The 24,885-nt window shown below is 67.3% G+C and carries 17 protein-coding genes; 7 read left to right on the forward strand and 10 right to left on the reverse strand.

Annotated features, from left to right (window positions below; genetic code table 11):
- Window position 1: 1 nt before the first annotated feature.
- Both uvrB and KY501_RS31345 read right to left on the reverse strand, forming a co-directional pair.
- Entirely contained in the window at window positions 2–2,098 is a 2,097-nt protein-coding gene (gene uvrB / locus KY501_RS31340) for an excinuclease ABC subunit UvrB (protein WP_224367305.1), read from the reverse strand.
- 78 nt (window positions 2,099–2,176) lie between these two features.
- Window positions 2,177–3,859, reverse strand: a complete 1,683-nt coding sequence (locus tag KY501_RS31345; RefSeq protein ID WP_224367306.1) for a M28 family peptidase — start codon at window positions 3,857–3,859, stop codon at window positions 2,177–2,179.
- Window positions 3,860–3,983: 124 nt separating this feature from the next.
- Here KY501_RS31345 and KY501_RS31350 point away from each other — a divergent pair, with 124 nt between their 5' ends.
- Together KY501_RS31350 and KY501_RS31355 are read left to right on the forward strand one after the other, a co-directional pair.
- Window positions 3,984–4,694 (forward strand): metal-dependent hydrolase, encoded by a 711-nt coding sequence (locus tag KY501_RS31350; RefSeq protein WP_224367307.1) that lies wholly within the window; start codon window positions 3,984–3,986, stop codon window positions 4,692–4,694.
- A gap of 83 nt (window positions 4,695–4,777) precedes the next feature.
- Window positions 4,778–9,205, forward strand: a complete 4,428-nt coding sequence (locus KY501_RS31355) for a beta strand repeat-containing protein (protein ID WP_224367308.1) — start codon at window positions 4,778–4,780, stop codon at window positions 9,203–9,205.
- A gap of 80 nt (window positions 9,206–9,285) precedes the next feature.
- Here the strand turns inward: KY501_RS31355 and KY501_RS31360 are convergent, their stop codons facing one another.
- Complete coding sequence (locus tag KY501_RS31360) at window positions 9,286–9,579, reverse strand: hypothetical protein (RefSeq protein WP_224367309.1); 294 nt, start codon at window positions 9,577–9,579, stop codon at window positions 9,286–9,288.
- A 314-nt stretch (window positions 9,580–9,893) separates the two neighbouring features.
- On the reverse strand, window positions 9,894–10,895 hold the full coding sequence (locus KY501_RS31365; RefSeq protein ID WP_224367310.1) for an SDR family NAD(P)-dependent oxidoreductase: 1,002 nt from the start codon (window positions 10,893–10,895) through the stop codon (window positions 9,894–9,896).
- A 147-nt stretch (window positions 10,896–11,042) separates the two neighbouring features.
- Here KY501_RS31365 and KY501_RS31370 point away from each other — a divergent pair, with 147 nt between their 5' ends.
- Window positions 11,043–11,633: a TetR/AcrR family transcriptional regulator gene (locus KY501_RS31370; RefSeq protein ID WP_224367311.1), complete on the forward strand. Its 591-nt coding sequence runs from the start codon at window positions 11,043–11,045 to the stop codon at window positions 11,631–11,633.
- 129 nt (window positions 11,634–11,762) lie between these two features.
- Here the strand turns inward: KY501_RS31370 and KY501_RS31375 are convergent, their stop codons facing one another.
- The 4 genes from KY501_RS31375 to KY501_RS31390 all read right to left on the reverse strand — a co-directional run bounded on the left by KY501_RS31375 (window position 11,763) and on the right by KY501_RS31390 (window position 18,355).
- Complete coding sequence (locus KY501_RS31375; protein ID WP_224367312.1) at window positions 11,763–12,932, reverse strand: hypothetical protein; 1,170 nt, start codon at window positions 12,930–12,932, stop codon at window positions 11,763–11,765.
- A gap of 232 nt (window positions 12,933–13,164) precedes the next feature.
- Entirely contained in the window at window positions 13,165–14,229 is a 1,065-nt protein-coding gene (locus KY501_RS31380; RefSeq protein ID WP_224367313.1) for a zinc metalloprotease, read from the reverse strand.
- A 71-nt stretch (window positions 14,230–14,300) separates the two neighbouring features.
- On the reverse strand, window positions 14,301–16,172 hold the full coding sequence (locus KY501_RS31385) for a hypothetical protein (protein WP_224367314.1): 1,872 nt from the start codon (window positions 16,170–16,172) through the stop codon (window positions 14,301–14,303).
- Between the two features lie 8 nt (window positions 16,173–16,180).
- Window positions 16,181–18,355: a hypothetical protein gene (locus KY501_RS31390; protein WP_224367315.1), complete on the reverse strand. Its 2,175-nt coding sequence runs from the start codon at window positions 18,353–18,355 to the stop codon at window positions 16,181–16,183.
- A gap of 181 nt (window positions 18,356–18,536) precedes the next feature.
- Between KY501_RS31390 and KY501_RS31395 the strand changes: the two genes are divergently transcribed.
- Window positions 18,537–19,865, forward strand: coding sequence for an FHA and sigma-54 interaction domain-containing protein (locus tag KY501_RS31395; protein WP_224367316.1), 1,329 nt, complete (start codon window positions 18,537–18,539; stop codon window positions 19,863–19,865).
- A gap of 27 nt (window positions 19,866–19,892) precedes the next feature.
- On the opposite strand, the gene KY501_RS31400 is transcribed toward KY501_RS31395, so the two are convergent.
- Both KY501_RS31400 and KY501_RS31405 read right to left on the reverse strand, forming a co-directional pair.
- Window positions 19,893–20,516, reverse strand: coding sequence for a hypothetical protein (locus tag KY501_RS31400; protein WP_224367317.1), 624 nt, complete (start codon window positions 20,514–20,516; stop codon window positions 19,893–19,895).
- Window positions 20,513–21,679 (reverse strand): peptidase associated/transthyretin-like domain-containing protein, encoded by a 1,167-nt coding sequence (locus tag KY501_RS31405; protein ID WP_224367318.1) that lies wholly within the window; start codon window positions 21,677–21,679, stop codon window positions 20,513–20,515. Before KY501_RS31405 ends, KY501_RS31400 begins: the two co-directional genes overlap by 4 nt.
- 68 nt (window positions 21,680–21,747) lie before the next feature.
- Here KY501_RS31405 and KY501_RS31410 point away from each other — a divergent pair, with 68 nt between their 5' ends.
- The 3 genes from KY501_RS31410 to KY501_RS31420 all read left to right on the forward strand — a co-directional run bounded on the left by KY501_RS31410 (window position 21,748) and on the right by KY501_RS31420 (window position 24,879).
- Window positions 21,748–23,316, forward strand: a complete 1,569-nt coding sequence (locus KY501_RS31410) for a serine/threonine-protein kinase (protein ID WP_224367319.1) — start codon at window positions 21,748–21,750, stop codon at window positions 23,314–23,316.
- 109 nt (window positions 23,317–23,425) lie between these two features.
- A complete protein-coding gene (locus tag KY501_RS31415; protein ID WP_224367320.1) occupies window positions 23,426–24,193 on the forward strand; it encodes a hypothetical protein in 768 nt (255 codons plus the stop codon).
- Entirely contained in the window at window positions 24,175–24,879 is a 705-nt protein-coding gene (locus tag KY501_RS31420) for a carboxypeptidase regulatory-like domain-containing protein (protein ID WP_224367321.1), read from the forward strand. The genes KY501_RS31415 and KY501_RS31420 overlap by 19 nt, the downstream gene beginning before the upstream one ends.
- The last annotated feature ends 6 nt before the right edge of the window (window positions 24,880–24,885 follow it).

Consider the following 24,885-nt stretch of genomic DNA (forward strand, 5'->3'; position numbering starts at 1 on the left):
GCTAGCGCCTCCTCCGGCCCTTGGCGGCGTGGCCCTTGCGGCCCTTCATGGGCACGTCCTTCTCAGGAGGCTTCACGGGGGCGGCGAGCAGCGCGCGGCTGGGCGGCTTGAGGCCCAGGTCCATGTCCTTGAGCAGGAGGATGCGATCGCGGCACTGGGCCGCCTTCTCGAACTCCATCTCATCGGCGGCGCGCTGCATGTCCTTGGTGTACTCCTCGATGAGGCGCTTGATCTCCTTGGGGATGAGCAGATCGTTGGCGGCATCGGCGGCCATGGGCAGGGCCATGGGGTCGGCGTCGTAGAACTGCGAGGCCAGATCGGTGATGGCGCTCTTGACGGAGCGTGGAGTGATGCCGTGATCCTCATTGTACTTGCGCTGCACGTCGCGGCGGCGGTTGGTCTCTTCGATGGCCAGCTTCATGGAGTCGGTCATCTGATCCGAGTACATGATGACGTGGCCGTTCAGGTTGCGGGCCGCGCGGCCGATGGTCTGGATGAGCGAGACGTGGCTGCGCAGGAAGCCCTCCTTGTCCGCGTCGAGGATGGCGACCAGGGACACCTCGGGGATGTCCAGGCCCTCGCGCAGCAGGTTGATGCCCACCAGCACGTCGAAAACGCCCTTGCGCAAGTCGCGGATGATGGCGGTGCGCTCGATGGCGTCGATGTCCGAGTGCAGGTAGCGCACCTTGACGCCCACGTCGGTGAAGTACTCGGTGAGGTCCTCGGCCATGCGCTTGGTGAGGGTGGTCACCAGGACCCGCTCCTGGCGAGAGACGCGGACGCGGACATGCTCCAGCAGATCGTCCACCTGGTTGGCGGCGGGACGGACCTCGACGGGTGGATCCATGAGGCCGGTGGGGCGGATGATCTGCTCCACCACGACACCCCTGCTCTTCTGCAACTCGTACTCGGCGGGAGTGGCCGAGACGAAGACGGCCTGCTGCACCATGCCCTCGAACTCGGTGAACTTGAGCGGCCGGTTGTCCAGGGCGCTGGGCAGGCGGAAGCCGTAGTCCACCAGCGTCTCCTTGCGCGAGCGGTCGCCGCGGTACATGGCGCCGATCTGCGGGATGGTCTGGTGGCTCTCATCGATGAGGATGAGCATGTTGCGCGGGAAGTAGTCGATGAGGCACGGGGGCGGCTCGCCGGGGGCGCGGCCCGAGAAGTGGCGCGAGTAGTTCTCGATGCCGTTGCAGAAACCCACCTGCTCGATCATCTCGAGATCGAACATCGTGCGCTGCTCCAGGCGCTGGGCCTCCAGCAGCTTGCCCTCTTTCTTGAAGAGGCTGAGACGCTCGGCCAGCTCGTCGCGGATCGTCTGCAACGCGCGCTTCCGGGTATCCACCTCTGTCACGTAGTGGCTGGCCGGGAAGATGACGATCTTATCCAGCGAGCCCAGGGTGAGGCCACGCAGCGGGTCGAACTCGGTGATCTTCTCCACCTCGTCGCCGAAGAAGCTGATGCGGACGGCGCGCTCCTCCTCGTAGGCGGGGAACACCTCGACGGTGTCGCCGCGAGCACGGAAGGTGCCGCGGTGGAAATCGAAGTCGTTGCGCTCGTACTGGCCCTCGACCAGGCGGCGCATGAGCGCATCGCGACCGAGCTCGGCGCCCTGGTTCACGGTGATGGCCATGTCCACGTAGGAGCGCGCGGTACCCAGGCCGTAGATGCAGGACACGCTGGCGACGATGATCACGTCATCGCGAATGCGCAGGCTGTGGGTAGCCGAGTGCCGCATCCGCTCGATCTCATCGTTGATGGACGAATCCTTCTCGATGAAGGTGTCCGACGAGGGGACGTAGGCCTCGGGCTGGTAGTAGTCGTAGTAGGAGACGAAGTACTCGACGGCGTTGTTCGGGAAGACTTCCTTGAACTCGCCGTAAAGCTGGGCAGCCAGGGTCTTGTTGTGGGCGATGATGAGAGTGGGCCGCTTCACGTGGGCGATGACGTTCGCCATGGTGAACGTCTTGCCCGAGCCGGTGACGCCCAGCAGGGTCTGGTACTGGTCCCCGCGCAGCAGGCCCGCGGTCAGCTCGGCAATGGCCCTCGGCTGGTCGCCCTGCGGCTGGTGTTCGCTACGAATCTCGAAGTCCGCCATGGCCCCGTCATTTAACACCCCGGAACCGGGCAGGCTGGCACTTCCTGCACGCCTGCCCGACAGCGAACGGACGCGGGGCTACTTTGCCCCCTTCGCCTCCAGGAACTCGACCGCCTCGAGGGACTCACGCCGGGCCGCCTCGAACTCATCCCCCTTGTTCCAGCGAGGCATCTCGGGAGCACGGGCGACATGGGCGCCGAGCAGGAAGAAAAGGCCCACGTCCTCCACGGCACCGCTGAAATCCCAATCCGGGCGCAGTTCGTCCGAGGGCTGGTGGTAGTGCCGGGCCTCCCAGACTTCGCGCTGCTGCTTGCCCCACCCTTCCGGGCGGCCGATGAAGTCCATGCCACTGCCGAAATAGGCCGCGGGGATGCCGAGCCGGGCGAAGGAGAACTGGTCCGAGCGGTAGAAGAAGCCCCGGTCGGAGAGCTGGTCCGCCTTCACGGTGCGGCTCTGGGCCTTGGCCAGCCCGATGATGGCGGCATCGAGGTTGGACTTGCCCAGGCCGATGACGGTGACGTCTCGCGTGCGGCCGAGGATGTTGAAGCCATCGATGTTGATGTTGGCGGCGATGCGGCCGGCGGGCACGGGCAGGTGCGTGGAGAGATGCTGCGAGCCCAGGAGCCCCTGCTCCTCGGCGGCCACGGCGGCGAAGAGGATGGAGCGGCGCGGAGGCTTGGGCAGGGCCCGGAAGGCACGCGCCACGGAGAGGAGGGCCGACACGCCCGCGGCGTTGTCCAGCGCACCATTGTAGATGGCGTCCTCGCCGGGATTCGCGTTCTCCTTCATGCCGAGATGATCGTGGTGGGCGGTGTAGAGCACCACCTCTTGCGTGAGCTTGGGATCGCTGCCGGGCAGCAGGCCCAGCACATTGGCGGTGGGCCGGCGCCGCACCTGATTGGCGAACCGCGTCGAGACCTTGACGCCAAGTGGCACGGGCTGGAACTCGCGCTTCTGGGCCGAGGCGATGAGCGCCTCCAGTGCCCGTCCCCCGAGGCGGACGATGCGCCGCGTGGCATCCTCGGTGGTCCAGCCCTTCACCTGGAGGCTGGAACCGGCGGTGGCAGGCAGTTCGAACTGCTCGCCGGTCCATGAGGTCTGCACCACCTGCCAGGGGTACCCGGCGCTCGGAGTGGTGTGGAGGATGATGGCTCCCGCGGCGCCGACCTTCGCCGCCTGCTCGTACTTGTAGTCCCAGCGTCCGTACCAGAGGCGCGTGCGGCCGGCGAAGAGGGCCGGATCGTCCGACGGATCATTGTTGAGGATGAGGAGCGTCTTGCCCCGCATGTCCATCCCCTTGAAATCATCCCAGCCGTGCTCGGGAGCGACGATGCCGTAGCCCACGAAGACCAGCTCCGACTCATCCAGCCGAGCCTCGGGCTCCTGCACTCCGGAGACGGCGATGAACTCGTCATGGAACTGGAGATCGATGCGCCCGGAAGGAGCGGAGAAGGTCAGCGTGTCGGGGTGGCCGTTCATGCCCACGAGCTCGAACGGTTGGAACCAGGTCCCCTCATCGCCGGCCGGCTTCAGCCCGAGCACTTCGAACTGCGAGGCGATGTACGCCTGAGCCAGCGCATCGCCGCGCGTGCCCGGCCCGCGGCCCTCGAGGAGATCGTGCGCGAGGAAGCGCACATGACCTCGGAGCATGTTGGCATCGATGACTTGTGCCGCCGCCTTCTCCGAGGGGGTGGACAGGGGCACGGCCTGCGCGAGAACGGGGAGCGGGAGGAGGAACAGCAGGGACATCAGGCGCTTCATGGGGCGAAGCCCTAACACGAAGCTCCGCTTGTCGGCAGGCTCAATCGGGCCTCTGGAGGCCTGACGCGAGGTTGGGCCCCTGCCTGCACGGAGGCTAGGCTATGAGCCCTCCCAGGTACTCACCATGCTCCTCGGACACTTCGCTCTCGGATTCGCCGCGAAACGCCTTGCACCTCGGACGCCGCTGTCTCTGTTGCTCACGGCGCCCTTCCTGCTCGATCTGGTCTTCCCCCTGCTGGTGCTGCTGGGCTGGGAGCAGATGCGAGTGCTGCCGGGAGAGTCCGGGTTCCTCACGCTGGAACTGGTGAACATGCCCTACAGCCACAGCCTGTTGGCCGCCGTGGGCTGGGCCGTGCTCATGGCCCTGCCCTACTTCGCGTGGCGCAGAGATGGACGTGGAGCTCTCATCCTCGCTGTGTTGGTGATCAGCCACTGGGTTCTGGACGCGGTGACGCACCGGCCGGACGTGCCTGTGCTCCTCTCGGGAGGCCCGAAGGTAGGGCTCGGGCTGTGGTACTCGCTCCTCGGCACGATGGTCATCGAGGGGTCACTCTTCGCGGGGTGCGTGTGGCTGTACGCCTCGACGACCCGAGCCGCGGACCGCTCGGGAAGGATTGCGCTCGGCTCCCTGGTGGGCACGTTGGTGGTGATGTACCTGGGCTTCGTATTCGGCCCGCCGCCACCGAGCGCCGAGTCCGTGGCGTACCTCATGCTGATCGGCTGGGTGCTGCCCTTCTGGGCGAGGTGGGTCGAGCGTCACCGGCCTGAAACATCAGGGATTCTACGTATCCAAGACCCGAGGCTCTCAGAGCACAAATCCTCTCACTCAGAGTGATCCGCCGCGATGCTGGTTTACCCGGATCCAATCTCACGGGTCACTGATGCAATCTGCCCCTGCATTCTCGCCAACAGGGGCCCATGTCCACGCCGCGCCTTCTCGCTCTCCTTCTCACGCTCATCCCCGCAGCCGCACTGGCTACCACCGTAAGCGGTTCCCTTCCCAGCCATACGACGTGGACGCCTGCGGGCAATCCGTGGGTCCTGACGGGCGACGTCACCGTGCCCGCGGGGGTGATTCTGACGATCGAGCCGGGAGTCCAGGTCACGTTCTCCTCGACGGATTCGCTGCACTCGGGCAACGACACCAGCAAGGTCGAGCTCATCGTCGTCGGCTCGCTCTACGCTCTAGGCACCAGTGCCGCTCCCATCAACATCACCGCCACCAACGCCTACGGTGTTTCCATCGAAGGCTGGGCCAACCTCGACTACACCAACATCACTGGCGGCCTCGAGTGCCTGGGTGTCTACAGTGGAACCCTCTCCTTCACCCACGGCACCCTCCAGAACTGCTCCACGGCGCTCGGGACCGCGGGCGGCACCACCACCTTCACCAACAACGTGGTGCGCAACAGCGGCAACCCTTCCGCAAGCAGTTTCGCCCTGGAGATTGGGGCGTCCATCAACCTCATCCACAACACGATCACCGGCAACAACTACGGCGGCGTCAGGGTCTCCTCATCCGGGAGCGGCGCCAACATCTACGACAACATCATCACCTCCAACGGTGAGTTCGGCATCTACTTCACCAATGCCACCTCTCCCACGCGCGCCGTCCACCACAACGACGTCTGGAACCATCCCAACGCCGATTACACCAACGTCTCCGAGGGCACTGGCAGCGTCTACGGCAACCCCCTCTTCGTCTCCAGTACCAACTTCCACATCACCGAATACTCTCCGGCGCGGCTGATGGCCTCGGACGGTACGGATCTCGGCGCCTTCGCGTACGCCGGGGATCCCGCCACGTCCCTTCAGGGCGCGCTCGTCGCCAACAAGACGCTCACTGGCGCCAACACCCTGGCGGGTGACCTCACCATCCGGCCCGGCGTCACCCTCACTCTCGCTCCGGGAGCCAGCCTCACCTTCGCCTCCACCGACGGCATGCTCGCAGGTGAGGAACCGAGCCAGGTCGAGCTCCTCGTCGATGGCACGCTGAACGCAGAGGGCACCAGCACCTCTCCCGTCACCATCACCGGTACCGGCGGGTTCGGCACCACCGTCCGGGGCACAGCCAACTTCAACTACGCAACCCTCAATGGCGGCTTCCAGTGCCTGGGCGTCTACAGCGGCACCGCCTCATTCACCAACGGCACCATCGCGAACTGCAGCAAGGCTTTCTACTCCTCGTACGGTGCCGGTACCACCACCATCACCAACAGCGTGGTGCGCAACTGCGGCGCCACCACTCAAGGCTACTTCGCCCTGCAGATCCGGGCGCCCATCAACCTCATCCACAACACCGTCGTCAACAACATCTACGGCGCCATCAAAGTCTTCAATTTCACCGGCGCCGCCAACATCTACGACAACATCATCACCTCCAACAGCCAGTACGGCATCTACTTCGACAGCACCGCCTCTCCCGCTCGCGCGGTCCACCACAACGACGTCTGGAACCAGACCACCAATTACACCAGCGTCACCGCGGGCACAGGAAGCATCTCCGCCAACCCCGTCTTCGTTTCCAGCACCAATTTCAATCTCCAGGAGAGCTCTCCGTGCCGGAACATCGCCTCTGATGGAACGGACTTGGGCGCGTTCCCCTACACTCCGGTGCGCGTCGCGTACGTCACCGTGACTCCGTCGCCCGTCACCCTGGCCGTGCAAGGCACGCAGCAGTTCAGCGCCACGGCGTATGACTCCTCCAACAACCCGCTCCCGTTCCCGATCACCTGGTCCGCAACCAGTGCGGCGGGCTCGATCAACTCGAGCGGCCTGTTCACCGCGAACTGCACACCCGGTACGTATACAGCCGCGGTGACGGCGACCTCGGACGGGAAGTCAGCCTCGGCGGATGTGACGCTCACGCCCGGCGCGGCCGCGTCGGTCACGGTCTCTCCCTCCAACGCCACCGTGCAGATCAATGGCACCCAGCAGTTCACGGCCAACGTCAAGGATGCCTGCAACAACCCCCTGCCCACCGCGCCCGTCAGTTGGGCCGTGACCACCGGCGGTGGCACCATCAACTCCAGCGGTCTGTTCACCGCGGGAACCACTCCGGGCACCTTCACCAATACCGTCCGGGCCTTCAGCGGCACGCTGTCCGGGACCGCGTCCGTCACCGTCACGAGCCCGCTGGCCAGCATCCAGGTGACCCCCAGCCCCGCCACCCTGCCCATCAATGGCACCGAGCAGTTCACCGCCACGGGCAAGGACTCGGCCGGCAACACCGTGCCCGTCTCCGTCACCTGGAGCGTCGTCAATGGCGGCGGCTCAATTGACGCGAGTGGCCTGTTCACCGCGGGCACTACCCCGGGAACGTTTACCAACACCCTCAAGGCCACCAACGGTACGTTCTCCGGCTTCGCCACCGTCACGGTTCAGCCGGGCGCTCTGGCCAGCATCGAGGTGACGCCCAACAACACCACCCTGTCCATCCACGGCACCCAGCAGTTCACCGCCATCGGCAAGGACTCGGCTGGCAACATCGTCCCCGTCTCCGTCACCTGGGGCGTGCTCGACGGTGGCGGTTCCATCGACCCCACCGGCCTGTTCACCGCGGGCACGACTCCGGGCGTCTTCACGAACACTGTGCGAGCCTCCAACGGCACGCTCTCGGGCTTCGCCACCGTCACGGTTCAGCCGGGTGCCCTGGCCAGCATCGAGCTGACGCCTGCCAGCGCGACGCTCGAGATCAAGGGCACCCAGCAGTTCACCGCCACGGGCAAGGACTCGGCCGGCAACACCGTGCCTGTTTCCATCACCTGGAGCATCGCCAACGGGGGTGGCTCCGTCGACGCCGCAGGCCTGTTCACCGCGGGCACCGTCGCCGGCTCCTTCGCACAGACGGTCAAGGCCTCCAGCGGCTCTTTGTCCGCGACGGCCTCTGTCACGGTGAACCCGGGCACAGTTCACAACCTGGAGGTGGCACCCGCCTCCGTCACTCTGCCAGTGCGTGGCACCCGGCAATTCACCGCCTCCGCGACCGATTCCTGGGGCAACACCGTCCCGGGCACTCCAACGTGGACGGTCCTCCCGGCTACCGCGGGCTCCATCGATGCCACGGGCTTCTTCACCGCCGGCACCGCCGCGGGCTCCTATTTGTCCGCTGTCACCGCGACTCTGGGCGGCGTGAGCGCCTCGGCCGACGTGACGATCTCCGCCAGCGCTCTGGCACGCATCGTCGTGTCCCCTGCCTCCCTCACTGTGGAGCCTCAAGGCGCGCGCTCGTTCAGCGCCCAGGGCCAGGACACTGACGGCAACGCGGTGCCCATCACTCCCGTCTGGTCCGTCATGAATGGCGCCGGCACCATCTCCCAGGACGGACTCTTCACCGCCACGCAGGTGACCGGTACCTATCTGGACAGTGTGGTGGCCACGGCAAATGGGGTGACGGGTACCGCGTCCGTCGTCGTGGCTGCGGGCGGTATCCAGCGTGTAGCCCTCTCTCCGCTCAACCCGACCGTCGCGGTGAACGGGACGATCGCGTTGAGCGCCAAGGCGTTCGACGCACTCGACAATGTAGTGACCTCGCTCCCCACCACTTGGGAGGTGGTGAATGGGGGAGGCAGCATCGATGCCTCGGGCATCTTCACCGCTGGCGCCAAGAGCGGGACCTTCTCCAACACCGTCAAGGTCACCCTGGGCGGCCTGAGCGCTACTACCTCAGTGACGGTCGCCACGGACTTCGACGGAGATGGCCTGCCCGACGAGTGGGAAGTCGCCCACGGGCTCAACCCGAATCAGCCGGGCGATGGCTCGCTCGACATGGATTCCGACAAGCTCTCCAACCTGGCGGAATTCCAAACGGGAACCGATCCCCATGACGCGGACACGGACGATGACGGCGTGCTCGACGGCAACGAGCAGAGTCCCTCGGAGGATTCCGACGGTGACGGCCTGGTAAACGCTCTCGACCCAGACAGCGACAACGATGGCCTCTTCGACGGCACGGAGATGGCGGTCGCCTCGGCCCATGCCAACACCGACACCTCCAAGGGATCCTTCATCGCTGACGTGGACCCGGCGACGAGCACGTCCCCGCTCTTGGCGGACACGGACAAGGACGGGCGCAAGGACAGCGAGGAGGACGCCAACCACAACGGCAAGATCGATCCGGGCGAGACCGACCCCAACCACGCCGACACCTTCTGCAGTGCGACTCCGGAGTGCGGCGACGGCCAGTCCTGCCAGGGCGGCGTCTGCGTCGACGACAGCCCCTCCGACCCAGACCCAGAGGATGACAGTGGTTGCGGCTGCAGTGACACGGGCGCCGGAGCCTCGGCGTTCAGCTTGTTGCTGCTGTCACTGCTCGGACGCGTGGGGGCCCGGCGCAAGCACTCCTGAGCCCCGAAGAGGCAAGGCCCCAAAAAAGCCCCGCGTCCCCGAACTTCGGGAACGCGGGGCCGTGAATCACAGCCCGAAGGTCATGACGGCCGGATCGGCAACGGCAGTTGAGGCCCCAGCGCGTCAGGGGTCCCAGGCAGCGGGCGGGTCAGCACATCCACCAGCACATGGACTTGATCGACGGGGACGCCCTTGATGTCCATCAGCACCTCGCCGTTCTCCTCGTGCAGCGTCACCTTCACGTTCGTGCCCTTGGGAAACCATCGAGCGGCGGCCAGGTTGTAGCGCTTTTCCAGCAACGCCAGCTCCGGCGACAGCGCGGGGCGCTCAGGCTCGTCGAGATCGAATCCGGTCAGCTCCATCATGTTGGACATCTGACGTACCTTTCCTCGGCATGGGGAACGCACCATGCGTTCTCCGGCCGCAGGTCCCCTGCGGCTGCCCCGCCCTGGAGCACGCGGCGGGCCAACGCTGGGCGCCTGTGAAAACAGGCATTTGCGCCAACGGCTCTCCTCAAGGCCAGTCCACGGCCGCGGACTGGCCGTCCCGTCTCGCGGACGGATCACCCTGAAACATGTTGTTCAGCGCCAACACTCGCACGAGCCTCGTCGATCCGGCCGTGAACGCATTGAGAGCTCTCAACCAAAGTCAGGATTGAGGAGAGCAGTTCCTTGAGTCGCGCGCTGAGCTACCTCGGGGAGAAGAAGTCGACCCCGCCGGTCGCCGACAAGCTCGCGTCCCACAGCAGGCGCTCCGCCTTGGGATCCCGCTCGGGGGGCAGCAATTCCGCCGGCCCGGGCTGTCCGCGCCCCACGGGGCCATAGAACTCGCCGCTGCGAACTCCGGGCGCGCACGCCGCGCGCAACAGCCCCAGCGCGCCGTCCTCCACGGCCTGGGCGACCCGTAGGGTCCGCCACAAGATGAGCTTGTCGATCAACCGCGTGCCGCCATCTCGGGTGGTCTTGACCTGCAGGTCGCTGTGGGTGGGGCCCGGGTGCGCGCACAAGCTCTTGACGCCGCTGGCCGGCCGCTCCGCGGAGATCCGATCGTGCAAGGCATAGGTGAACAACAAGTTGGCCAGCTTGGACTGCTGGTATCGACGCCACTTGTCCAGCCCCGGGAAGCCGTCCCCACCGAGCTTGCCCCCGTTGGCCGCGAGGTGGTCCGCGCGCAACGGCCCTCCACGGCGGGCCCCGCTCGACTGGTTGACGACCCGGGCCTCCTTGCGGGCCGCGGCTGCCGCCTCCAGCAGTGGCCATACCCAGGAGGTCAACAAGAAGTGCGACAGGTGGTTGGTCTGCATCTGGATGTCGTAGCCATCGCCCGTCGCGCGATCCGGCAGGCCCATGACCCCGGCGTTGTTGCACAGGACGTCCAGGCCCTCGGGGCACGTCCGCTCGAGGGCCCCAGCCGCCGCTCGCACGCTCTCGAAGCGCTGCAGATCACAAGGCACCAGCACCGCGTTGATTCCCGCCTCTCGCAGCACCGCTAGAGCGTGATCCGCCCGCTCCGACGGGCGATTGAGCATCAAGACGCGTGCCCCGAGTTCACCACACGTCCGCGCCGCCACCAGCCCCGTCCCGCTGGTGCAGCCGGTGATGGCGATGGTTCGGCCTTCGAGGCGCGGCAGGGTCTTCACGAACTCTGGGTAGTGCCGGGGCAACGGGACGGAATGAGTCGAGATCGACATGTCGCGGTTCTCGTGGGACGTCGGCGGTGGGAAGTCCAGGACAGTTGACTGAGCACTGCTCAGTCAAAACTGAGCAGTGCTTAGCTCGGATGCGAGGCGCCCTCAAGGGCTTCTTGACCGGTGCGCATTCACGTGGAATCTCGGAGGGTGCCCACCAAGCCATCGCACGATGACTCTCGCGCTCACCTCGTGGGGTGCGCGCTGGAGTTACTGCATCGTGATCACCCCGAGGACCTGTCCATCCGTGAGGTCTCCCGACGCGCTGGGGTGTCCTCGGGGGCTCCGTACCATCACTTCGGCGACAAGCCCGGTCTGCTGGCCGCCTGCGCGAGGGTAGGATGGGAGGAACTGATCGAGCGCCTCGAAGCGGTCGACGAGGAGCTCGCCATCGAGGTTCAGCTCACGCGCTGCGCGCAGGTGTACTTCGACTATGCGTTCGCCAACGCCGGGTGCTACCGCCTGATGATGTCGCGGCTGTTCTATGACGTGGAGCGCTTCGTCGAGTTGGACGAGCTGCGTGCCCGGGCGATGGGCGGGATCATCGATCGCATCGCCCGCTCAGGCGCGGTCGGCCGCGAGCCCGCGGTGCTCAAGGCTCGGGGGCTTGGCCTTTGGTCCGCGCTCCACGGCTACGCCATCCTGCGCCTGGACGGCTCGGTCAAAGGGATGCCCACGCCCGCGCGGCAGCGCGACGACCTGGTGGCGCTCGCGGTCCGAATGGCACTCCTGTCGCCGTGACGCCGGCCGCCTGGCGGCCCGGTGGCGCGGCACGGGTCATCGCATTCGTGACCGGGGCATCCTCGGGAGTGGCGCTGAGCATGGCGAGCGCGGCAAGGTTCGCGGCGGCGAGGAGCATGCGACGCCGGCTCAGGGGGATTGCATCACGGGGAACACGAGCACCTGGCCCCGGCCTTCCTGGAAGAGGTTGGTGCCCTCACCAACCCAGCGGTTCCAGCGGCGCTGGCTCGCCATGTTGATGGTGGCGATGGGCTCGAACGGGTTGAAGCCAGCGCCGGTATACTGAAGGGCCCAGGCGCGGTCCTCGCTGTCGGAGATGCCGTCCACCTGGAAGAACAGGCCGTTGACCTTGAGGTTGCCGTATTTCGGAGTCATGCCGCAGGATGTGACGAGGTGGATGTCGGCGGGCGTCAGCCCCGCGGCCCTTTGCTTCAAGTGATCCAGGCAGATCTCGACGGTGTACTCGAGCCCGTCCATCGTGAAGCGGCAGCCGCCGCCAAGACCGGAGCGGCTCTCCTCGCTCGGCGTGAAGGTGACGGGTGTAGTGATCCGGACCATCTCCTCCCGCGTCATATTTCCCGCGGCCACCCGGCTGGCGAGCTCCACCCGGAGCTTGACCGACGGAGTCCAGTGATGAACCTGGTTATAGAGGTTTGCCATCGCGGTGTGCGCGACGCCACCGGTGGGCCGGGCGCCGGAGGTCGGCATCAGGGTGCCGGTGGCGCCGCGAACGTTCGCCTGCGCGGCGCCAGCGCCGGCGCCCAAGAAGGTCGCCGCGTCACCGAAGTGCGGCCCGAGAAAGTCGATCGCGGAGACATACTCCTTGTAGACGAGCCGGGTCTCTGAGCTGCCCACAGACAGCACGTTCGACTCATCCGAGCGGGCGCGGGTGCCGGTGAGCCTCGCTCCGCCACGGCGGATGAGCGCGACGTTGAGGATTTCTGTCCGCCCCCCCGATACCGGCATCGCGGCCAGCGCGGTGCCGAGCACGAAGGTCCACCGGGCGTACTTATCGACCGACAGGTACGTGTCCATTGTCTCGCTGAGGTAGGAGAGGTTCTCGACGTCGTAGACGCCACCCCTGCCACCGCGGAAGAAGAACTCGGGGGCGGCGAAGATCTTCTTCGCCGTCGAGTCGACCTTGCTGTTCGTCACGGTGGCATCGACCGCATCCATGAGGATCTTGCAGCGGGCCTCGATGTCGCGCTTCTGGTCGACGAGACCCGGATAGTCCTGCCGAGCCATGTCTCCACTCGCGGCGGTCTGCAGTTGGTACGCGATGAACTGAACCCTGGCCATCTTCGCTCCTTCGCGGTTAGCGAGCCCCCACCACAGCAAGCAACGTGCCGAGCACCTGCCGCAGGGAAGAGGTGGCCTGGGTGCCTTGATAGTCGCCTGTGAGCTGTAGGGAGTCACCGACACCCTGAAGGGGGCCGCCAACAGTTCAAGCCGTATCGTGGCACTGGACGCAGCCTACGGCCGGGGCATGTTCGTCGGCATGGCGCTGGTGTTTCGCGGTGGCTCGGCCCACCTATGGCGTTCGAGGACGCGGAGCCAAGCTCGAACGAACCCAGGGATGACTCAAAATCTGTCGCCTCTGGGAGGGGCTCCAGCCCCGCGCGCCAACGCGGCTTGGGTTGGGGTTCATGATGTTCTGTTCATTCGTATCACTCAGGAGGTCAGCCGTGCCGTCAGTCTCAACGGAGTGGTAGAGGCCGAGGAAATGCCCCAGCTCGTGCGCGATGACATGGGCGTAGGTGCCGAGCGGCCAGGAGGCCGGGCCTCCGCCAAAGGAGTCGCAACGCAGGCCAGGCATGAAAACCGCCGACGCGGGGCCAACGCCCCCACCCACGCGGGGGGTGAAGCCGTTGACCGGCTCCGGAGGTCCGAAGAAGGGATCGTCGTACCGGAGGCACCCGGCGAAGACGACATCGACCGTTGTGTCCAGCGCGGGCGGCGCGCCTTCGAGCAGGGCAGAGAGCCCGGCGAGCTGCGTCGTCCAGAAGCGCGTCTCCGACGGCGCGTCCGGGAGCTCGGCGGCCGCCTCCAGGGTCACCTCCAGACCCACCTCCTCGAGTTCGTCATTCAAGCGCTCCAGCAACTCGCGCTGTCGATCGGGCTGCCCGAAGAGCATGGAGTGCTGGGACACCAGGAAGCGCAACGAGAGGTGCCCGCGCTCCGGAATACTCTGGCGCGGCAACCATGCCAGTTGGAGCCGAGACTCGCCTCCCGTCCCGGTGGGCGTGAGCGTCTCGCAGTCCATCAGCCCGAAACGCACGGCGAAGCCTTCGCCGGGCGCGAAGCCTTCGCCGCCGGTGAGCACGATCAACGCCTCCTCCTGCGCGAGGGAGGTGCGCACCCTGCAATCGGTGCAATAGGGGCCCGCTTCTCGCTGGCTCACCCAGGTCCGGCCCTGGGCGTCATCGAGGGAAGCGAGCGCGAAGCATGTGCCCGGCTCGCTCTTCGCCCATAGAGAGACTGACTCCCCATCGAACGGCGGCACGGAGAGGACCGGCGTGAGCCCGCCCGCGCCGAAGGCAACGGGCTCCGCCGTGATCCAAGCCTCTCCCTCTTCGAGGGAGGCGCGGGGAGGCAAGTCCCCCCCAGCGCACGCCACGAGCCCCATGAACGCGAGGCATGGCACGAAGGTTCGTGTCCTCGAGGGGCTCATCGCATGAACTCGCGCAGCTCCCCGGGAGCCACGAACGCACCGATGCGCTGCTGGAGGTGGACGTCTGGCTCCCGAGGGAAATGGGCAGCCAGGACGCGACGAGCCTCGAGTTGGCGGCGGGCGCGGCCTACCCAGTCGATCACGGCAGCGCGCTCCTCCGCGTTCGTGGAGCTGGCGAGCTTCTGCCCCGCCAGGGCCAGCTCGGCCTGCGTCAGGTCGAGCTCCTTTCCTGGAGCCATCTGGCTCAGGCTCTGAAGGATGGCGGTGCTCACCCTTGCGCTCGGTTCGTTCTCGAGCTGGGAGACGAGGAGTGGCCGGGCCACTCCTGGAGAGAGGTGTCCGAGCGCCTCGGCCGCGCGCCCTCTCAGGGAGGGAGGCCCCGTGCGCAGCCGCGCGTCGAGTTCCGCACGAAACGAGTCGTCACGGCTGTTGGCGATGGCATCCAGGACAGCGAGTTCCTCGTCGCTACCCGCGGCGCGCTCCAGCTCTCCACGCAGCGCGGCATGTAGCTCGTCGCGCAGCGGGTCACCGGGCCGCGTGCGCCCAGCCATGCTCCCGAGCCCGAGCAGACTCACGTTCGCGACCATGGGCGAGTCCGACTCCCGGGCCTGGGAGAGCAACAGGTCCGCCGCTCGCCGCGACGGTTCGCCGTGGTCGGCCAACGCGGATGCCGCCCGGCTGCGATCAAGCTCCGAGAGGCCCCTGCTGACCAGCGCGTCCGCGAGCACCTGCCGGGACTGCTCGGTGCCCGCCAACTCGAAGGCCAGGAACCATGCGGAGTGCGCCGCCTCGTCGATGGCGCCGCGCCTCAGGTCGGCAAGCAGCAGTGCGCTCTCCCGCGGGTGCGCGCGGAGCCATCCCGCCAGGAAGCGCGCGGCGGGGAACACGGCCTCCTTCCCTCCCTCGCGGAAGAAGGCGAGGAAACGGGCACGCGCCGCGCCAGAATCGAGCGCCACGAGCGCTGGATCCTCGGGGGACGGCGTCCTCGGGTCAGACTGGAAGACCTCCGCGAAGTCCGCCTCACCGGGCGCCACCGACTCGCTCACTGAGACAAAGCGCGCGTCCTCGCGGTTCAGGTGGAAGCGGTGCGTGAAGCCCTGCGGGGCCTCTCCAGGAAAATGGATGCGGATCGTCTCCTGGCCCTCCACGCGCCGAGCCCAGCCACCGCGCTCGGAGTCGAAGTCCGCCTCGGCCCTGGCTCCGAGCACCTGCACGCGCAGCCCCAGGCGCCGGGCCGTGTCGTCGAGCTCATAGCGCGGCTTGGTGCGGATGATGCGGGCCATGCCCCGACCCGAAGCGTCTCGCCTGTACTCCGCGGTGTATGCGCCCACCCCATCGTGCTGCGCGGCGCTCCAGTGTGTCGAGCCGTCGCCCGGCAGCACGAACTCGACGCCCGCGAGGAGCGTGCTCACGAGGCGCCGGCTCGCGCCGCTCCAGCGTGGCGAGAAGCCGATGCCGGCGAAGCGGCACGTCGTATCGACTCGCAGATAGAAGGGGCTGTCCACGAGCTCCGCGGCGTTCACCCGCTCCTGGGAGAGCGCCTGGTCGAGGCGCACGGAGCTCACGGAGGCTCGCAGGAGGGCGGGCTGACCCCGTTGAGCCTCCTCGACGACGACCCAGCTCAAGAGGCCTCGGAAGGAGTCTCCCTCCCCCGCGAAGGAGGGGGCGTCGAGCGTGGCACTGGACGCGAAGTCGAACGCCACGGTCTCCCCTCTCTTGAAGCCGCACTCGAGAGTGCCCGGCGTGGGCTTCTGGAGCTCCATCGAGCCATGCGACACGGATGACGTCGCCCCTCCCGTCACGTCTTCCCACATCACGGCCACGAGCCCCATCGCCGCGAGCCCGAGCCCCGCCGCGACGCCGCTCATTCGCCCGTTCACTCGAGCACCTCGGAAACGTCCATCGAGCGGTCGAGCAGCGTCTGCGTGAAGCGGCGCGAGCTGAAGCTGAAGAGGTGTACACGGAGGGTGCGGCTGAAGCGGCGAATCCCGACACGGCCCACGATCGAGACGTCTCCACGGATGAGCTGCATGCCGAGCTCCCAGTTGGCGTTGCCGAGCACCACCAGGTTTCCGTTGTCGCGCTGGCCAAAGGCAAGCGAGGCCTGGAGCGGGAAGTCGGTGTTGATGAGCTCGAGATCAGCCACCACGGCCGCCTTGACGAGACGGATGTCGATGCCGCCCTCGATCGAGGCGGTGAAGTTGAACCCGGGGGTGATCGTCCGTGAGATCGCCCCGCACATGCCGAGCGCATCCTCGCTCCGGAGCAGGTCCGAGCACCGTGCCGTGTCCGTCGAGACCGAGAGGCTGTCGTTCGTCGTCAAGCCGACCTCGCCACCCAGGCTGATCTTGAAGCCGACGCGCACAGGGCCGAAGCCAAAGCCGAGATTCGGAAGCGAGAACGACTTCGCCGCCGAGAACTCCTCTTCGTGTTCGAGGGAGGGAGCGCTTTGAGAGAAGCTGTGGATGCGCTGGTTGAACGCGTCGACCGCGATCTCGTAGCCCGTCTCTCCCGGGTCCACGCCGAGCGTGGCCTGCCCGACGGCACGCGCGATGGTCACCGAGTAGGAACGCCCGAGCTTGCCCTCGAGCTCGACCTCACCCTCAATGCGGCTGGAGGCACCGGCCCGGTCGAGCCTGTTCTGGGTCGTGAGCCGCACCGCGATGCTCATCCGATCCTCGCTCCCGAGCTTCCGGCTGAACTGCTGGTCGAATGCGATCGCCGTCGCGGCGGAGGAGTCCGGGATCTCCCGCACCAGCACGATGGGGAACACGCGGCAGTCGCTCGTGTCCGTCTCTCCCGCGTTGCCCTCCTGCGCGAAGGAGGCCGTGAAGCACCCACGCACCGAGAAATCGCTGACGTCGGCCCACTCGCCGTTCTCGCTCAGCGCGGCGCGGGTCTCCGCCTCGGCGAAGAGCTCATGGGCGAACATGTTCGGAGTGCCGGGAAGCAGCCGCTCGATGACGACCTCATGGACGCGGCCGAGTTCCGAGTTCGGATCCCCCACCGTCAGCGGAAGCCAGCCGCTCTGCGTTCCAGCGGGCGCAATCTCGTACCGGAGCGTGGCGCGGCCGGGCATGGCCGTGAGGGTCCCGAGCTCCGCGGGCGCGTGGCCGAACTGGAGATCCTCGGTGATCCCCGGAGCGCTCGCCTCGAGTTCCGGTGGCACGTCTTCCGGAGCCAACCCCGAGATGTAGGGGTCGCGGCCGTTGACGACGAGCGTCGACTGCACGACCAGGCTGGGGGCGAGTACCTCCGCGTTGGAGGAGTCGGCCGCAGGGAGGATGGCTACCGAGGAGGCTGGCTCCATTGACTCGTAGCGAACGTCGATGAGGTTGCTGCTCCCGTCGTTCGGAGTCGGTTGGATGTCGACGTTGTAGACACAGCCCCGATGGAGCTCCGGCGCCGACGGATCAGCGACGCTGCGGCACGTCTGGTTGAGCTCCGCGCCTCGGGCCGCTTCGGTGAAAGAGACCGCCGGGTAGTCGATGCCAGTGCCCGCTTCGTCTCCGTCGAAGGTGACGCGCAGGTTCACGGCCTTCCCGACCAGCGCCCCACACAGAGTGGTCGGCCAGATGAAGCCGTCGAAGAGCTGCTCCTGGCCATTGCCCACGAGAGCGATGTCGGCGGCGCTAGAGGCGCACTCGATCGGCTCGGCGGGGTTGGCGGGGTGGGCCTCGATGAAACTGAAGCTGACGGCAACGTTGCGGGTGGCCGGCGCATTGGGGTTGAGGCTCGTCGACGTGACGCCGAACTGGATGGGCACACGATTGTTCACGAAGACGGGCTGGCTCAGGTCGTAGCGCAGGTTGAGGTAGGTCAACCGAACCTTGCTGAGACACACGCCGTTATCGGCGCTATTGGGACACGTGGGGACGTTCGGCTCACCGACGTCCGGCCCGCCGGTGGATGGACCGCCCGTGTCGGGACCGCCGGTGTCCGACCCGCCACACGCGCTCGCGAGGAGGAAGAGGAGCGAACCGATGACTCCATACCTCCGCCTGGCTCCGTGACTCATGCTGGATGACAGGGACCGCACAGGATTCTTCATGATGGACCTCTGAGGTGGTGATGCGTGGGTCGGCTGGGGGCATACGCAACGGCCGTACCAGCGCGCCGAGCGAAGGGATGGGCACTCGGAAAGGCCCCGCTTGCCGGGTACAGCCTGTAGGCAGTGACCAACACCCCTCTGGGGACCGCCAACACTCGGCCCTGTGCTAGCTTGCCGGGCCATGTCCAGCGGAACGACGCGCCCGGATCGCCCAGTAGGGGTCCCCATCCGCACGCTGACCATTGAAGTCGTGGGGGGGCCGGATCAGGGCCTGTCCCACCTCGCGGACGGCGAGACAGTGACGGTGGGGACAGCAGAGAGCAATGAGTTGCGTCTGACGGACCCCACCGTGTCCCGGTACCACCTGGAGCTCTCGCGAAAGGGAGATCGAGTCGCGGTGACGGATCTCGGCTCCACCAACAGCACGGCGGCAGGCACCGCATTCCTCGAGCGCGGCACGGTGGCTCCGGGGACCGTCCTGACACTCGGGAGGACCTCGCTGCGGGTGGGGGATGGGCCCACCCGCACTCTCTCCCTTCATGAGTCTGGTGCCTTGGGGCCGCTACGAGGCCAGAGCGCCCCGATGAGGAGGCTCATGGCGCAGATTCTCCGGGCGGCCAGGACGGACGCATCCGTGCTGCTCCAGGGAGAGTCTGGCACGGGCAAGGAGCTCATCGCCCGTGCCCTCCATGACGAGAGCCCACGCGCGAACAAGCCCTTCGTGACGCTGGACTGTGGTGTCATCTCTCCCGGGCTCGTCGCCAGCGAGCTGTTCGGCCACGAGCGCGGCGCCTTCACGGGGGCGGATCGCCGTCACCTTGGCGTCTTCGAGCGGGCGCAGGGCGGCACGCTCTTCCTGGACGAGATCGGCGAGCTGTCCCCTGCCCTCCAGACGGCGCTGCTGGGAGTGCTGGAGCGGCGGCGCTTCCGGAGGCTCGGAGGCGGCGAGGAGTTGTCCGTGGACGTGCGCGTGATCAGCGCCACCCACCGGGATCTCCGAGCCGAGGTCAACGCCAATACGTTTCGGTTGGATCTCTACTACCGGCTCGCGGTGGTGCGGCTGGAAGTGCCCCCACTCCACCAACGCGTGGATGACATCCCCCTTCTGGTGGAGCACTTCCTGAACGAGGCCGGGTACACGGGACTCTTGTCGGCGCTAGTACCACCGCCGCTGATGGCCACGCTGCAGGCGCATCGCTGGCCGGGCAACGTGCGAGAGCTGCGCAACTACGTGGAGGCCATCCTCGCCATGGGCGAGCCCCCCTCCCTGGAGCACGTGGCGGGAGGCGCCAGCGCCACGCAGGCCTCATCGCCTCCGGTACCCTCGGTGGCCCTGCCCCTGGAGCGAAGCTATCGCGAGGCGCGGCAGAAGGTGCTCGAGGACTTCGAGCTCCAATTCCTCAAGGCGCTGATGGACCGTGCGGGGAACAACGTCTCGCTGGCGGCGCGCCTGGCACAGATGGACAGGAGCTACCTGATCGATCTTCTCCACCGACACCACCTGCGCTGAGGCTCAGGGTCTCCAGTGCAGATCCCCTTAGGAGCAGACGCGCACCCCCTGGGCGCACTGCTCGGTGAGCGTGTCGAAGCCCAGATACACATCCCCCTCGATGGCGTTGAGCTCCACGGGGCAGCTATACGCACACCCCACCAACGCCTCCTCATCCATCGCCGGCAAGGCGCCACCACTGGCCGCGAGCACGTCGCACGTCTGGAGCGTCGCGACGGCGCGAACGATGATGAACTCCTCCGGCGCCTCGGTGGAGACGGACGAACCCGAAAGGTTGCGCAGCGCCTGGCGGATCTCCTCCCGCGCCTCGGGGCGAGGCAGGTCGGTGATGTCCGGCAATGGGGCGGGGATGCAGACGCGGTGCTCGGGTATCAGGGAACAGTCGTGGTCCGCGCACCAGCGGATGAGCTGGCCCGAGCGGCACCCCGGCAACCCTCCAAGGCGGACGAAGTCGATGACGAGCGAGGAGGGCACGGTCCCCCCCCCAGCGGGCACGGCCCGCGAGAGCAGGTAGGTGCCGTCGTCCTCCCGGCACAAGAACCCATCGAGCCCTTCCCCCTCCTCTCCGAACGTGAGCCGCACCTGCCGCACCTCGTTGCACCCGGTGAGCAGCATCAAGGCCAGAAGCCCCTCGAGGATGAACTCTCTCAAAACCCCACCTCCGTTCGAACAGGCCGCTGCCAGAGCAGGGCGGTGGTGGTCGCACCGGCGACGAGCGCGGCCACCCCCACGGCGATCCAGAAGTCCCGCCGCCGATAGAGGGCCGGAGCTGGCTCGACGACATGCCCCTGGACGAGCAGATCCCTCAAGACACCCTCCACCGCCCCATGGAGCGCCTTCCTCTCCGCCTGGCGTTCTGTCCGCGCCGCCGCGAGCCCCTGGATGGCCAGCGTCCCCCTGAGCCGATAGCCAGCGCGCTCGGCGTCGCCGGTGAGCAGCACGAGCCGAGGTGCCCGCAGCGCGGTGGAGAGCAGGCGCAGCGAGCCCGCGGAGTCCAGGCTCGCCGAGGACGCACCGTAGTGTGCTGCCCACTGGCTGGCGGCGAGCTCGGGCGAGGCAGGCAGCGTGGTGAAGGCCACGGGGAGCTCGGGCCCCTTGGCCGAGATGACCTGGACCGCGAACTGTCTCCCCTCCGCGTCGACGCGAACCACGTGCCGTCCCTCCAGGACATCGATTGAGCATGGGGCGACGCAAACACCGGGCCGCCCATCCAGGGAGAGCCGAGCGGGTCCGAAGTCGGACGTGACATGCAGCGTAGTATGTGCCCGCGCCGCACCTTCCTCCGCGCCGTGGACGAGCACTCGTCCTACCTCGGGAGGCAGTACACCGATGTCCTCGGGCAGCTCCAACCCGAGCACCCCCAGCTCCGAAGCCACCTGGAGGGCTGTCTCCTCGCGCCTCATCCCCACATGGCAAGCGACCTGCCAGAGGAGCCATCGGGCAACGATCTGACGGTGCCCCTGGCTCAGGCTCCTGGGGAGCACCCCTTCATTTCCAATGACCTCGAGGCAGTCGGCGAACTCGGCGTTGATGTAGTGCCGCCGAGCCTCTTGCAAGTGCCGCTCGAGTTCCAGGAGTTGGGGATCTCCACCGGGTTGGGGGGGAACTGTGGGAAGCTCGGCCAGCCGCAGCGTTACAGGCAACCCGGTGGGCCGCTCCTGGACCCACTCGTGGACGGAGGCGCGAGCCTCGGGTGCGCCCACGACGAAGAGGGTGATCGAGGGGAGACTGGACGCGGGCTCGGCCGCGAAGGAGGCAGCGCTCCAGAGCCCCAGGAGCGCCGAGAAGACAGAGCAGCTCCTGGGGAAGGGCAACCCGCGACGGCGGTATATTGAAGGCCGAGACTTGCTCAACAGAGACCCTCCAGGGATGGAGTGAACGCGTGGAGTGGGATGGCCGCTATCGATTGATCCGACAACTCGCCAGGGGCGGGATGGGTGAGATCTGGGAGGCGAGCGCAAAGGGGGAAGGAGGGTTCGTGCGGCGGGTGGCCATCAAGCGGCTCATCGCCGAGCATGAACAGGATCCCTCCCAGGCTCGGATGTTCCTCGACGAGGCGCGAATCGCAAGCCAATTGCATCACGCCAACATCCTGTCCATTCTCGACTATGGCGTGGTGGAGGGCACCCCTTATCAGGTGCTCGAATACGTGGATGGAGTCGACACCGAGCGGCTGAGGCAGCGAGGGCTCGAGGCAGGTGAGGCCTTCCCGGTCGAGCTGGCGCTGCACGTGTGCACCGAGGTGGCTCATGCGTTGCAGTATGCCCATGAGGCAAGGGATGGGGCGGGGCAGACGCTGGGGATCGTACATCGAGACGTGAGCCCCTCGAACATCCTCGTGTCGTGGACAGGGGACGTGAAGCTGGCGGACTTTGGCATCGCGCTGGCAAGAGACAGGCAGGAGCGGACGCTGGCGGGGTTCACAAAGGGCAAGCCGGCGTACATGCCGCCGGAGCAGGTGACGCGAGGAGAAATGGATGGACGCTCGGATGTCTTCGCGCTCGGGTGCGTGCTGCACGCGTTGCTGACGGGTCACAGCCCGCTCGCGGGCGAGGAGCGGATGGCGGATCTGCTGGCAGGCAAGGAGCTGGAGCTATCAGACACGCTCCCGGTGGAGGTGCGGGACCTCATCGCACGGGCCGTTCGGAGGGCAAGGCATCAGCGATTCCAGAGCGCAGCGGAGTTCGCCGAGGCCACCGACAAGGTGCTGGTGGCCCGAAGCACCCGATCAGGGCGCGCGCTGCTGAGCGAGTGGGTGGCTCGGGTCCGTGAGAAGGAGGAAGCCCGGGCTCGCCGCGTCTCCGGGTGGGCCGGCTCCTTCCAGGAGGTGGAGCAGCTCCTCGGCGGGGTCCTGGCGCCAGTTCCCGGGAGCGCAATGGCCGTCCCCGCCACGCCTCCTCCTCGGATGGAGCAGAAGCCTCAGCGGCGGCGGTGGCCATGGTTCGCCGTGCTTGCGCTGGGAGGCCTGGGATGGCTCGGAGTTGCAAGCCCCTGGAGACTCGTGCGGAGAGACGAGCCGCCCATGCCCATGGTGCAGCCAGTCTCAGCCCTCGCCCCCACGCAGCCCCCCCCGGAGCAGGAGGAAGTTGTCACAGGGGAGAGCCCGCCACCCGCTCCGGCGGAGGCCCCCGTGACGCGCCCGGCCCCGCGAGAAGAGGAGAGTCCCTCGAAGCGACCGGTCCGTGCTCAGGCGAGCCCCGCGCGGGGAGCTTCGGGGGCACTGACGGTGGGAGGAGAGGGGGCACTGCGCGCGGAGGTCATCATCGACGGCCAGCGCCGAGGCCACGCACCGATGCTCATCGAGCTCCCCTTGGGAGAGCACGTCCTGGAGCTCAAGACACCCGATGGCCACCGCGTTGGCCCGGAGCGGGTCCAGCTCACCGAATTCCATACGCTCGCTGCCCCACTGCGCTGGGTGGTTCCCGTGGCTCGAGCTTCACCCGAGAAGTAAGGGGGAGCACGAGCGTCCTGGTGAGAGCGCCGGAGAGCAGGAGCAGACGCACGACTTATGCGATAGTCACAGGGGCAGGCGCCCTGATGGGTGGGGGCAAGGAGCTCGAATGCACGCAGCCCGTTGGGCGGCCATGACCGCGTACCTCGTGGTTCTGGCCTGGGCCAGTCCGGTGGAAGCGGGACGCCGCCCCTTCATTTGGGCGTATGACACCGAGATCGCCCCCAAAGGGGATCTCGAGCTCGAGCAATGGCTATGGGCCAGGGGCCGTGCGCCCGCCTTCCCTCAGCGGCCCTCGGTGTACTGGGTCTGGTGGGCGCCCGTCTTCGGGCTGAGCCAACGGCTCGAGCTCGCGCTCCCCTTCCAGGTGCGTTCCACGGAGAGCCTTACCGCGCTCGACTCCTTCGAGGCGGACTTGCGCTACCGACTCTTCCCCCGCGGAGACGAGCGAGCGTTCCAGCCGCTCGTCCGCCTGGCCTGGCACCAGGCCATCCACACGGCGAACCCCTCGCGGGTGGACGCGGAGCTCGTCGGCTCGTACCAGTGGGAAGGCGGGCTGCGCGCGGTGCTCAACCTGGGCGCGCAACTGGGCATCCCCGCGCTGCGCGGCGACGAGGGGCCGGTCCGCGTGCTCGGGATGTGCTCCGCCGGGCTCGCCTACCCCGTGATTCCGGACGAGCTCCAGGTGTCGCTCGAGTCATTCGGAGAATTCGCCCTCGGAGGGCTGGAGCAGCAACCGCACCTCTTCATCGGCCCGAGCGTAGCCTGGACGTTTGGACGGACCTGGGTGACTGTCGGCACGCTGGTCGGGCTGACTTCGCTCTACCCCGAAACTCCCCGCTTCATGCCGAGGCTCATATGGGCAGTCGCGCTCTAACGTCCCTCCTCGCAACGCTCCTGCTCGCCGCGCCGCTGGCCCGGGCGGAGCCAGGCAGTGTGCAGGGTGAGGTGCTCATCTCCATCGCGGGTCCGGACGGCAAGTCGCGGCCGAAGGAGGACCGCTCGGGCGTGGTGGTGTACATCACCGGCTACACGGAGCCCCCCCCCGCCGAGGTGGCGCGCATGGGCCAACGCGACAAGAGCTTCACCCCCTCGGTGCTCCCCATTGTCGCGGGACAAAAGGTGGAGTTCGAAAACCAGGATCGAGTGCTCCACAATGTGTTTTCGCGCTCGGTCGCTCGCAAGTTCGACGCAGGCAAGAACCGCCCCGGCGAGAAGTACGTCGAGACATTCAACAAGACGGGCATCATCGATATCTACTGCGACATCCATGAGTCGATGGTCGCGACGCTGGTGGTGGTGCCCAACCGCGCCTTCGCCCTCACGGACAAGGAAGGGCGCTTCGTGCTGCGGAACGTGCCCCCCGGACGCTACCCGCTCTTCGCCGTGCACCGGAGCACCGAGAAGAGCGACATCGCGCGCGGGGAGGTCCACGTGGAGCCCGGCCGCACCAGCACCGTGACGCTGCAGCTCGAGGAGGCGCGAGAGTGCGACACCCACCTCGACAAGCACGGCAAGCCCTACGTCCCCCGGCCCGACTACGCTGGGACAAAGGGCGACTAGGCTCGC

It is taken from the genome of Hyalangium versicolor (genome assembly GCF_020103695.1).
Taxonomy (GTDB): Bacteria; Myxococcota; Myxococcia; order Myxococcales; family Myxococcaceae; genus Hyalangium; species Hyalangium versicolor.